Source organism: Jatrophihabitans sp. (genome assembly GCF_046262535.1).
In the GTDB taxonomy this organism is placed as follows: domain Bacteria; phylum Actinomycetota; class Actinomycetes; order Mycobacteriales; family Jatrophihabitantaceae; genus Jatrophihabitans.
This window is the reverse complement of record NZ_JBHEMO010000086.1, coordinates 24078-34414: the sequence shown is the minus strand read 5'-3', so window position 1 is coordinate 34414 and position 10337 is coordinate 24078. Positions and strand designations below refer to the sequence as shown.

At 69.6% G+C, this 10337-nt stretch carries 9 protein-coding genes; 2 read left to right on the top strand and 7 right to left on the bottom strand.

What is annotated here, in order from left to right:
* Positions 1-516: isocitrate lyase/phosphoenolpyruvate mutase family protein (locus ABR571_RS12780; RefSeq protein WP_409453590.1), on the top strand; the 516-nt coding region annotated here is incomplete at its 5' end.
* Positions 517-663: 147 nt separating this feature from the next.
* On the opposite strand, the gene ABR571_RS12775 is transcribed toward ABR571_RS12780, so the two are convergent.
* The 3 genes from ABR571_RS12775 to ABR571_RS12765 all read right to left on the bottom strand — a co-directional run bounded on the left by ABR571_RS12775 (position 664) and on the right by ABR571_RS12765 (position 4937).
* Entirely contained in the window at positions 664-2724 is a 2061-nt protein-coding gene (locus ABR571_RS12775) for a potassium transporter Kup (RefSeq protein ID WP_409453589.1), read from the bottom strand.
* A 147-nt stretch (positions 2725-2871) separates the two neighbouring features.
* Positions 2872-4656 (bottom strand): AMP-dependent synthetase/ligase, encoded by a 1785-nt coding sequence (locus ABR571_RS12770; protein WP_409453588.1) that lies wholly within the window; start codon positions 4654-4656, stop codon positions 2872-2874.
* A 101-nt stretch (positions 4657-4757) separates the two neighbouring features.
* On the bottom strand, positions 4758-4937 hold the full coding sequence (locus ABR571_RS12765) for a hypothetical protein (protein ID WP_409453587.1): 180 nt from the start codon (positions 4935-4937) through the stop codon (positions 4758-4760).
* 81 nt (positions 4938-5018) lie between these two features.
* On the opposite strand from ABR571_RS12765, the gene ABR571_RS12760 reads away from it, so the two are divergent.
* The gene (locus ABR571_RS12760) at positions 5019-5810 is read left to right on the top strand and encodes an SDR family oxidoreductase (protein WP_409453586.1); all 792 of its coding nucleotides are present in this window, start codon (positions 5019-5021) and stop codon (positions 5808-5810) included.
* Here ABR571_RS12760 and ABR571_RS12755 read toward each other — a convergent pair.
* From ABR571_RS12755 to ABR571_RS12740, 4 genes are read right to left on the bottom strand one after another with little or no spacing between them, the layout of a single operon-like run.
* Positions 5794-6540 (bottom strand): 3'(2'),5'-bisphosphate nucleotidase CysQ, encoded by a 747-nt coding sequence (locus ABR571_RS12755; protein WP_409453585.1) that lies wholly within the window; start codon positions 6538-6540, stop codon positions 5794-5796. The two genes, ABR571_RS12760 and ABR571_RS12755, sit on opposite strands and share 17 nt — an antisense overlap.
* A gap of 5 nt (positions 6541-6545) precedes the next feature.
* Complete coding sequence (gene cysN / locus ABR571_RS12750) at positions 6546-8396, bottom strand: sulfate adenylyltransferase subunit CysN (protein ID WP_409453584.1); 1851 nt, start codon at positions 8394-8396, stop codon at positions 6546-6548.
* A gap of 2 nt (positions 8397-8398) precedes the next feature.
* On the bottom strand, positions 8399-9310 hold the full coding sequence (gene cysD / locus ABR571_RS12745; RefSeq protein WP_409453583.1) for a sulfate adenylyltransferase subunit CysD: 912 nt from the start codon (positions 9308-9310) through the stop codon (positions 8399-8401).
* A gap of 25 nt (positions 9311-9335) precedes the next feature.
* Positions 9336-10244: a helix-turn-helix domain-containing protein gene (locus ABR571_RS12740; RefSeq protein ID WP_409453582.1), complete on the bottom strand. Its 909-nt coding sequence runs from the start codon at positions 10242-10244 to the stop codon at positions 9336-9338.
* Positions 10245-10337 lie beyond the last annotated feature (93 nt).

Genomic DNA, 10337 nt, shown 5'->3' with positions numbered 1-10337 from the left:
ACGGTCCGGGGCGCGGTCGACGCCGGGCTGGCCGGCTGTTCGATCGAGGACTCGAGCGGCCGGCCGGACGATCCGATCTATGCGGCCGAGCTCGCGGCCGAGCGCATCGCCGCCGCCGTCGAAGCCGGTGGGGACGATTTCGTGATCACCGCGCGGGCCGAGAACTTCTTGCACGGCCGGCCCGACCTCGACGACACCATCGCCCGGTTGCAGAGATTCCAGGACGCCGGCGCGCACGTGCTCTACGCGCCGGGGTTGGTTACCGCCGAGCAGATCAGGACCGTGGTCGGCGCCGTTGACCGGCCGGTCAACGTGCTGGCGCTCGCCGCCGCTCCGCCCGTCGCCGAATTGGCCGCGCTCGGCGTCGCCCGCATCTCCGTCGGGGGCGCGTTCGCCTTCGCCGCCCTGGGAGCGCTGGTCGAGGCCGGCCGCGAACTGCTCGAGCAGGGGACGTATGGCTTCTGGTCCTCGGCGAAGGTCGGCCGGCAGGCGGCGGGGGCGGCGTTCGCCGACTGACCCCCTGACAGACGAATCCGACGCACCGAGGCCGTTGTCGTGACGGGCCTGATCGACCAGCGCCAGGACGCCGGCGAACGGGGGCGAGGCCAGGCGCCACCAATGTTACAGCCGTGCTAAGTCGGGGCGCAGGCGCGGTCGCCCGCCTCACAGCTCGAGGTGTGCGCCCATCACGACGGTGCGCTCCTCGGGCAGACAGAAGCCGGCGGCCGGGCTGGCCGCGTTGTGGGCCAGGCCGATGAATAGGCGCTTGCGCCAACGGGCCATGCCGTCCTTGTCACCGCGCTGGATCGACAGGCGCGACAGGAAGTAAAGGGCCTTGTCCGGGTCGACGTCGAGCTCATCGCTCATGCCGGTCGCCCGCCGTAGCGCGCCGGGAACATCCTGTTCGTCCTGGAAGCCGAAGTTGACCGCGACGTGCACGATCCCGTCGTCGGTGTGCTTGAGCTCGTCGACGTCGATCTGCTGGTCGGGCGGGACGTGCGGCACGTTCTGCGGACGCACCGACATGACGACGACGTGCTCGTGCAGGACGTGGTTGAACTCGACGTTGGCCCGCAGCGCGAGCGGGGTCGTCTCCTTGGTCGGGTGGGGGAAGACCGCCGTTCCGGGCACCCGCGGCAGGTCGCGCCCGCGCAGTTCGTCGACGAACTGCTGCAGCGGTCCTTCGAGCTCCTTGCGCCGGTGGGTCACTATTCGCCGGCCGGCCTCCCAGGTCGTCATGCCCACCACGAGCACGATGGCGATGCCGAGCGGCAGCCAACCGCCGCTCGGGATCTTGGTGATGTTCGCCGACAGGTAGGCCAGCTCGATCGAGCCGAAGCCGGCCCCGAACGCGATGACCCGCCACCTCGGCCACTTCCAGATCATCGCCGAGACGACCAGGAACAGCGACGTCGTCGTCACGAACACCCCGACGTCGGCCAAGCCGTACGCGGCCGCCAGCTTGCTCGAGGACTGGAACGAGAGCATGAGGACGAGCACGCCGCCGAACAGCAGCCAGTTCACCGCCGGCACGTAGATCTGGCCGCTCTCGCGGGTGGACGTCTGGCGGATCGTCAGGTGCGGAAGCAGCCCGAGTCGCATGGCCTGGCGCGAGACCGAGTAGGCGCCGGAGATCACGGCCTGCGAGGCGATGACCGTGGCCAGAGTGGCCAGGATGACCAGCGGGATGCGGGCCCAGTGCGGGCCGAGCAGGAAGAACGGGCTGCTGGTCGCGGCTTTGTCGTGCAGCACCAGCGCACCCTGGCCGAGGTAGTTCAGGGTGAGGCACGGGAACGCGAGCAGGAACCACGCCCGCCGGATCGGCTTGCGGCCGAAGTGGCCCATGTCCGCGTAGAGCGCCTCGGCGCCGGTGATGGCGAGGACCACCGCGCTGAGCGAAATGAACGCGAGATACGGGTGGTCGGCGACGAAGCTGACGATGTAGCTCGGCGAGAGCGCCCGCAGGATGCCGGGATGGCTCGCGATCTCGGGCAGCCCGGTTGCGGCCAGCACGACGAACCACAGCAGCATCGTCGGGCCGAAGAACTTGCCCACCCGGTGGGTACCGAAGCGCTGAACCAGGAACAGGATCACCACGACCGCGATGCCGATGGGCAGCACGGCGTGGTTGAGGCTGGGTTCGGCGACCTCGAGACCTTCCATCGCCGACAGCACCGAGATCGCCGGCGTGATCACGCTGTCGCCGTAGAAGAGGGACGCGCCGACGATGGCGAGCAGCAGTGACGCGGCGATGAGGCGTGGGCCGCCCGCGGTCATCTGCCGGGCCAGGGCGGCGAGCGCCATGACCCCGCCCTCGCCGTCGTTGTCCGCTCGCAGCACGAAGACCAGGTACTTCAGCGACACCACGAGGGTGATCGACCAGAAGACGAGTGAGATGACCCCGTAGACATCGCCGGGCGTCGGCTTCACTGCATGCCCCTCCAGAGCGAACACCGTTTGCAGCGCGTACAGCGGGCTGGTGCCGATGTCGCCGAACACCACGCCGAGCGCGCCGACCGCCAACCCGATCAGACCGGCGCCGTGCGCCGCGGGATGCGCACGCCCTCCGGAGGGCCCACCCGCGTCGACCGCGCGGGGTGACGCCGGCTCCCGCGCTGCGTTCTCGGGGGACGCGGCGGCGACTGACGCGTCCGTTGCCTCTGCCCGCCCGCGCCCGGGCCGCGGCCGCGGCTTCGCCGGGTCGCGTTCGCTCGTGGTGCTCACTGGCTCAGTCTGTCCCAGTGCGCCGCGCCGCTCACGTCCGCCCGACGACGGTGCGTTTCGGGGCGGCTGATCACCTTTTCCTGCCCGTGCGCCATTGCCGCTCGCCTCAAACGACGCCAGCGGAGGAAAACCTCGTCGGTGTCACGCTCACTTGGCCGAGGCGTAGAGCTCCTCGATCTGCTTGGCGTACTTCGCCGCGATCGGCTTGCGTTTGAGCTTCATGGTCGGCGTGACCTCGTCGCCCCCCGGTTCCCACACCTCGGGCAGGATCGCGAACTTCTTGATCTGTTCGACGCGGGCCAGCCGGGCGTTGGCTTCCTTCATCCCCTGCTCGATCGCCGCGCGTACACCGGGATCGTCGGCCAGCGTGGCCGGAGACGCGTCGGCGATGCCTTGCTGCTGGGCATAGGCGGTGACGGCATCGGGATCGAGCGTCAGCAACGCGACGACGTAGGGACGGTCGTCGCCGATCGCCACCACCGACCCGACGAGCGGGCAACTCACCTTGACCGTGCCCTCGATGTTGGCCGGCGACATGTTCTTGCCCGACGCGTTGATCATCAGTTCCTTCTTGCGGTCGACGATGCGCACGTAACCGTCGCCGTCGATGCTGGCGATGTCGCCGGTATGCAGCCAACCATCGGCGTCGATCGTCTCCGCCGTCTTCTCCGGCTCGTTGCGGTAGCCCTTCATGACCAGGGGCCCTCGGACCAGCAACTCCCCGTCGTCGGCGAGGCGCAGCTCGACGTTGGACAGGGCGGTGCCCACGGTGCCGATCCGGATGGCGTTCGGGGGGTTGACGGTGGCGGCGCAGGAGACCTCGGACATGCCCCACAGCTCGCAGACCGGAAGCCCGAGCCCGAGCACGAACTCCAGCGCCTCGGGATCGATGGCCGCCGCTCCGGTCGCTGCGAACCTGACCCGGTCGAGACCGAGGCGGGCGCGGATTGCGCTCAGGACGAGCTTCTCGGCGACGGCGTGCTGGACGCGCAACGCCGTCGGCTCCGGCGTGCCATCGGACAGGAGCCGGGCCCGCCGGCGGCCGACCCCGAAGGCCCACTCGGCCAGCCGCTTCCTCACCAACGATTTCTCCGCCGCGACCTGCGCCTCGATGCCGGCCTTGAGCCTGTACCAGACCTGCGGCACGGCCCCGAAGAAGGTGGGGCGAATGGCCGGCAGCACGCTGACCATCTGCTTCATGTCGGCCAACGTGACGATCTGCATGCCGGTCACCATGCTGTTGTAGTGCGCACCCCACCGGTTCGCGATGTGCGCGTCGGGCAGGTACGAGATCACCGAGTCCTGGGCCGAAATCGGCACGATCGCCGTCGTCGACTCGAGTTCGGCCAGCAGGTTGATGTGGGTCAGCTCCACGCCCTTCGGCGGGCCGGTGGTGCCCGACGTGTAGATGATCGTCAGGACATCCTCCGGCTGCACGGCCTGCCACGACCGGGCGAAGTCGAAGTCGTCCTCGGCGGCGGCCTCGAGTTCGGCGAGGGAGATCGTGCCCTCCGGCGCTCCGTCGACGCAGATCACATGCTCGACCGCCGTCTCGGCGGCGGCGGCCGCGGCCTGCAGTTGGCCGAGGAACTGTTCCTCACAGACGACGACCCGGTTGCCGGCGTTGCTGAACAGGTGGGCGATCTGCTCGGGAGCCAGCGTGTTGTAAATGGAGAACGGTGTCGCGCCGGCGTGCAGCGCGGCCGTGTCGACGAGGTGGAAGTCGGGCCGGTTGGTCAGCATGATGCCGACCGTGTCGCCGCGACGTACGCCGAGACCGGCGAACCCGGCGGCGAGCTTCTCGACCCGCGCCGCGTACTGCCGCCAGGTGATGCGAACGGACCCGTCCGAGGTGCTCAGCGCGAGATTGTGCGGATACCGTTCGGCGGTCCGCTGAAAGGCCGCGGTCAGGGTCGTTGCCGGCTGCGTCATGCGGCGATCCTGCCCGACGAGGGGGCGTGCGCGCGCGTCAGGAGTACTTCACGCCCGCGAAGGAGGATGGCGAATGCGCGGTCAGGGCCGGCGGAAGGGGTCTAGTACTCGGGATCGAAGTCGATCGGCTCGTCGTCCTGCGGTAGCTCGGCGCGTTGTTCCATCACGTCGGCCGGCTCCGCCTCGAACGGGAGCGGCCGCTCGTCGTCAGGGGTCTCGTCGACCTCGACCTCGATCAGGTCGGCCCGCCGCAGCTGGGTCGTGTCCTCCGGATCGGCCACATCTCCACGTTAGGAGTGTGGCCGGGCCGATCGCAACGGCCCTCGGTCGCGAAGTAGAACCTGTTCCATTACGGTGCGGACATGCCGACCATCGCCGTCACCGGTTGCGCTTCGGGCATCGGCCGGGCGACGGCCGCTCGCCTGATCGCCGATGGCCACCGGGTGCTGGGCGTCGACGTGGCCGATGCCGAGGTCGTGGCCGATCTGGGGACGGCGGACGGCCGCGCAACGGCCATCAGTTCGATCACCGAGCTGGCCGAGGGCCGCCTCGACGGCCTGGTGACGGCCGCCGGCATCGGCGGCTCGTCGACGGCCCACGGTGGCCGCCTCATCGCGATCAACTACTTCGGCACGGTCGCGCTGCTGGAGGGACTGCGGCCCGCGCTGACGTCCGGAGCCGGCGTGGTGTGCCTCGGCTCGAATTCCGCGACCGTCCAGCCCGACTGGTCGGTGGAGCTGGCCGAGGCGTGCCTCGCCGACGACGAGGCTCGCGCCTGCGAACTCGCCGAGACCGCGCTGTCGCTGTTCGCCTACCCGGCGGCGAAGGCCGCGATCTCCTGGTACGTGCGCACCAATGCGCCCAAGCCGGAGTGGATCGGCGCGGGCGTTCGGCTCAATGTGATCGCTCCGGGACTGACAGAGACGGCGTTGACGCAGACGCAGCGCGAAGACCCCCTGATCGGGGACGCCATCTCCAACTTCCCGGTCCCGATGGGCCGTCCGATCCGCCCGGACGAGATCGCCGATGTCATCGTCTTCATGCTCGCGGCACCGATGCTCGTCGGCAGTGTGCTCGTGGCCGACGGCGGGACGGAAGCGCTGCTGCGGCCGAAGGACTGGCCGGCGATGTGGGCGCTCAACCCGCGGTCGTAGCGGCGATCTCGCGCAGGATCGGCTCGGCGAGGTCCGCGCGGCAGATGAGCAGGTCGGGCAGGTAGGGATGTTCGCGGTTGTACTCGAGAGCGCTGCCGTCGACCCGGGACGCGTGCAGGCCGGCGGCAACGGCCACGCCGACCGGCGCGGCCGAGTCCCATTCCCACTGGCCGCCGGCGTGCAGGTATGCGTCGGCCTCACCGCGCACGACCGCCATGGCCTTGGCGCCGGCCGATCCCATGGGGGCCACCTCGGCATCGAGAGCGGCGGCTACCTCCGCGGCGAAGTCGGGCGGCCGGCTGTCGCTGACTAGGAAGCGGGCCCGCCGGTCAGAGCCGGTTGCGGGCGGAACGGTATCGCTGGCGTAGACCGCGTCGAGTGACGGCTGGGCCACCGCGGCCGCGGTGATGCCCGCACCGCGCTGCCAGAGCGCGACGTGCACTGCCCAATCGCCGCGTCCGGGCATGCCGTACTCGCGAGTCCCGTCCAGCGGATCGATGATCCACACGCGGTCGGCTGACAGCCGGGCGGGGGAGTCGGCCGACTCCTCCGACAGCACCGCGTCGTCGGGCCGGACCGCGGCGAGTTCGCGCAGCAGCAGGGCGTTCGAGTCGGCGTCGCCGCGCTTGCCCAGCTCACGCCCGGTCAGCCCGCTGGAGTCCCGCAGCGACAGCAGCAGGTGGCCGGCCCGCTCGGCAAGTTCGCCGGCGAGGCGGGCGTCGGTGAGCACCGGCGTTACTCCGCGATCCGCTCGACCAGGTCGAGGACGAGCGCGGCCTGAGCTGCAGCGTCCCCGTCCTCGGGGCGCAGGCGCAGGTGCGGGGCTTCGGGCGCTTCGTACGGGTCGTCGATGCCGGTGAAGTTGGCGATCTCGCCGGCCCGGGCTTTGGCGTACATGCCCTTCGGATCGCGTGACTCGCACACCTCGAGCGGGGTGTCGACGAAGATCTCGAGGAACGGCAGCGAAGCTGCGCTGTGCGAGGCGCGCACCCGCTGGCGGTCCTCGGCATACGGGCTCACGAGCGACACGATCGCGATCACGCCGGCGTCGGCCAGCACCTTGGCGACCTCGCCGACCCGGCGCACATTCTCGGCCCGGTCCTCGGCCGAGAAGCCGAGGTCTGCGTTCAGCCCGTGTCGGAGGTTGTCACCGTCCAGCACGTGGGCCGGCCGCCCGGACGCGACCAGTCGCCGCTCCAGCTCGGCGGCGACGGTCGACTTCCCGGAGCCCGACAGGCCGGTGAGCCACACCGTCATGCCCTGGGTCGCCCGTTCGCCGCGCTGCACCGAGCCGCTGTGCCAGACGACCTTGGCGTCGTGCTGCGTCGGGCCGGTGATCATGCCGGCCGCGACGGTGCTGTTGGTGGCCTCGTCGACCAGGATGAAGCTGCCGGTGTCACGGCTGCGCCGGTAGGCGTCGAAGAGCAGCGGCTGCTGGGTCCGCAGGCGGATCCGGCCGATCTCGTTCAGGCCGAGGCCGGTCGCGCTGTCGTCGCGGTGCAGCGTGTTGACCTCGAGCCGGTAATCCAGGTTGCGCACGACCGCGCGGGTCGATCTCGTCGTGTGTTGGATCGTGTAACGCGCGCCCGACGTAAGTTCCGACTCCGTCGTCAGCCAGCAGACCATCGCGTCGATGTCCTGGCCGACGTAGGGACGGTTGTGCGGGCGGCAGATGAGGTCCCCGCGGCTGATGTCGATGTCGTCGGTCAGCTCGATGGTGACCGCCTGCCCGGCGAATGCCTCCGACACCTTGCGCCCGCCCGGGCCCCAGACGGCCGAAACCTTCGTGGTGAAACCTGACGGCAGGACGGTGACCTCGTCGCCCGTGCGGACCACGCCGCCCGCGATCGTCCCGGCGTAACCCCGGAAGTCGTGCAGCGCGGCGTCGGACGACTGGGGCCGGATGACGTACTGGACCGGGAACCGCACGTCGATGAGGTTGCGGTCGGACGCGACGTGAATCTCTTCGAGGAAGTGCAGCAGCGACGTGCCCTCGTACCAGGGCATCGCGGCGCTGCGCTGGACGACGTTGTCACCGGTGAGCGCCGAGACCGGGATGAAGGAGAGGTCTGAGACCTCCAGCTTCATCGCGAAGCGCCGGAAGTCCTCGCGGATCTCGATGAAGCGCTCCTCGGAGTAGTCGACGAGATCCATCTTGTTGATGCACACCACGAGGTGCGGGATGCCGAGCAGGCTGGCCAAAAAGGCGTGGCGGCGAGACTGCTCGAGCACGCCGTTGCGCGCGTCGATGAGGATCAGGGCGACGTCGGCGGTGGACGCGCCGGTGACCATGTTGCGGGTGTACTGGATGTGCCCGGGTGTGTCGGCGATGATGAACTTGCGCTTGGGCGTGGCGAAGTAGCGATACGCGACATCGATCGTGATGCCCTGTTCCCGCTCGGCGCGGAGGCCGTCGGTGAGCAGCGCGAGGTCCGGTGCCTCCTGCCCGCGCGAACGGCTGGTCGCCTCGACGGCGTTCAGCTGGTCCTCGAAGATCGCCTTGGAGTCGTAGAGCAACCGCCCGATGAGGGTCGACTTCCCATCGTCCACCGATCCGGCGGTCGCAATCCGCAACAGCGCAGTCATGGCTAGAAGTACCCCTCTTTCTTGCGGTCTTCCATGCCGGCCTCGGAGATTCGGTCGTCGGCGCGGGTGGCGCCCCGCTCGGTGAGGCGGGCGGCGGCGACCTCCACGACCACCTCGTCGGCGTCGGATGCCGACGATTCCACGCAACCGGTGCAGGTCGCGTCGCCGATCGTGCGGAAACGCACCGTCGCCTCGAACGGGGTCTCCTTCTCGATGGGCTGGATGAAGCGGTTGACCGCGAGCAGCATGCCGTCGCGCTCGACGACCTGCCGCTTGTGCGCGTAGTACAGCGGCGGAAGTTCGATGCCCTCGTCGCGGATGTAGGACCAGATGTCGAGCTCGGTCCAATTGGACAGTGGGAAGACGCGCATGTTCTCGCCCTTGCGGTGCCGGCCGTTGTACAGGCTCCACAGCTCCGGGCGCTGGTTGCGTGGATCCCACTGCCCGAACTCGTCGCGGAAGCTGAAGACCCGTTCCTTGGCCCGCGCCTTCTCCTCGTCGCGCCGCGCGCCGCCGAACACCGCGCCGAACTTGTTCTCGTTGATGCCGCGCAGCAGGGTCACCGTCTGTAGCCGGTTACGGGTCGCGCGCGGGCCGGTGTCCTCGACCGAGCGACCGGCGTCGATGTCGTCCTGGACCTTGGCCACGATCAGGCGCAGCCCGTACTTGGCGACGGTCCGGTCCCGGAACTCGATCACCTCGTCGAAGTTCTCGCCGGTGTCGATGTGCATGACGGGGAAGGGCACGGGTGCCGGCCAGAATGCCTTGACCGCCAGGTGCAGCATCACGACGGAGTCCTTGCCGCCGGAGAACAGCAGGGCCGGTCGCTCGATCGTGGCGGCGACCTCGCGGAAGATGTGCACCGCCTCGCCCTCGAGCCGTTCGAGGTGGCTCATCTCGTAGGCAACGGTCATCGGGGCCCCCACTTCCAGTCCGTCATCACGATGCCTTCCTCCGCGCCGGTGGCCGGCCGCCGGCCTCGGCCGTCACAGCGGCGGCCGTGGCCATAAGTGCCTTGCCCCGCCGGGTTATTTCGGCTCCTGTTATCGAATCGCCCACATACAACGTGAGCACCATCTGCTGCCGTCCGTCGCTGCCGTAGGTCGGTGCCGCCAGCAGGTGGGTCGGATGCTTGTCGTTACCGGTCAGTTCGGCGCCGAGATACACGCGCTCGCCGAGGGTCGACACCATCTCGCCGACCAGGTCGCGGACCTCGTCGGGCAGATCGTAGGCCGCGACCCCGGCCATCAGCGTATGCAACCGGGCGCCGACGTCGGTCAACCCCTCCACCAGGTAGCCACGGGAGCGGCACTCGGCCACGACGGCGCGCAGGTGGGGATGGTCGAGGACGACCGGCAGCGTCGGCCGGGTGGTCAGCCAGCGTTCGAACGCGCGATCGCTGTCCCACAGGACGTACATGAGGCCGACCGGTGGCGCGAACGGGTATCGGCTACCGGCCATCGCGGCGTCGGTGCGGCCGTCCCCGCGCACGCTCGTGAGCACGACGATCTCGTTGCCCACGACGGCCGAAGCGGTGCAGGCCGAGCGGTAGCGCGTCGCCAGCGCCGTGAGATGCCGTTCGGCCACATCGGTGCCGGGTACCGCTTGACGGGCCAGCCGGCCGGCCGACACCAGCGCCGGTCCGATCCGGTACCCGCGCGAGTCGGGATCGCACACGAGCCAGCCGGTCTCACTGAGCGTGGTCACGATGCCCAGGCACGTCGGCTTGCTGATGTTGAGGGCGCGGGAGAGCTCGGACAGGCCGAACTCCTCGCCCGGGTGCGCGACCATGTGGTCGAGCAGGGCGACCACCCGCTGGGTGGGCGGGGAGCGGCGCGACGATGACATTGACCCAACCTAGAACACGTTCTACTGTCGGACCATCACTCTACCGCTGCGTTACATATCTGTACCGCGCAATCCGAATCGGAACAGGTGACC

Excerpts from the sequence above, each read along its gene's own strand:
- ABR571_RS12770 (WP_409453588.1), bottom strand. The coding sequence starts at position 4,656 with ATGACGCAGCCGGCAACGACCCTGACCGCGGCCTTTCAGCGGACCGCC.
- ABR571_RS12760 (WP_409453586.1), top strand. The coding sequence starts at position 5,019 with ATGCCGACCATCGCCGTCACCGGTTGCGCTTCGGGCATCGGCCGGGCG.
- cysN (WP_409453584.1), bottom strand. The coding sequence starts at position 8,396 with ATGACTGCGCTGTTGCGGATTGCGACCGCCGGATCGGTGGACGATGGG.
- cysD (WP_409453583.1), bottom strand. The coding sequence starts at position 9,310 with ATGACCGTTGCCTACGAGATGAGCCACCTCGAACGGCTCGAGGGCGAG.
- ABR571_RS12740 (WP_409453582.1), bottom strand. The coding sequence starts at position 10,244 with ATGTCATCGTCGCGCCGCTCCCCGCCCACCCAGCGGGTGGTCGCCCTG.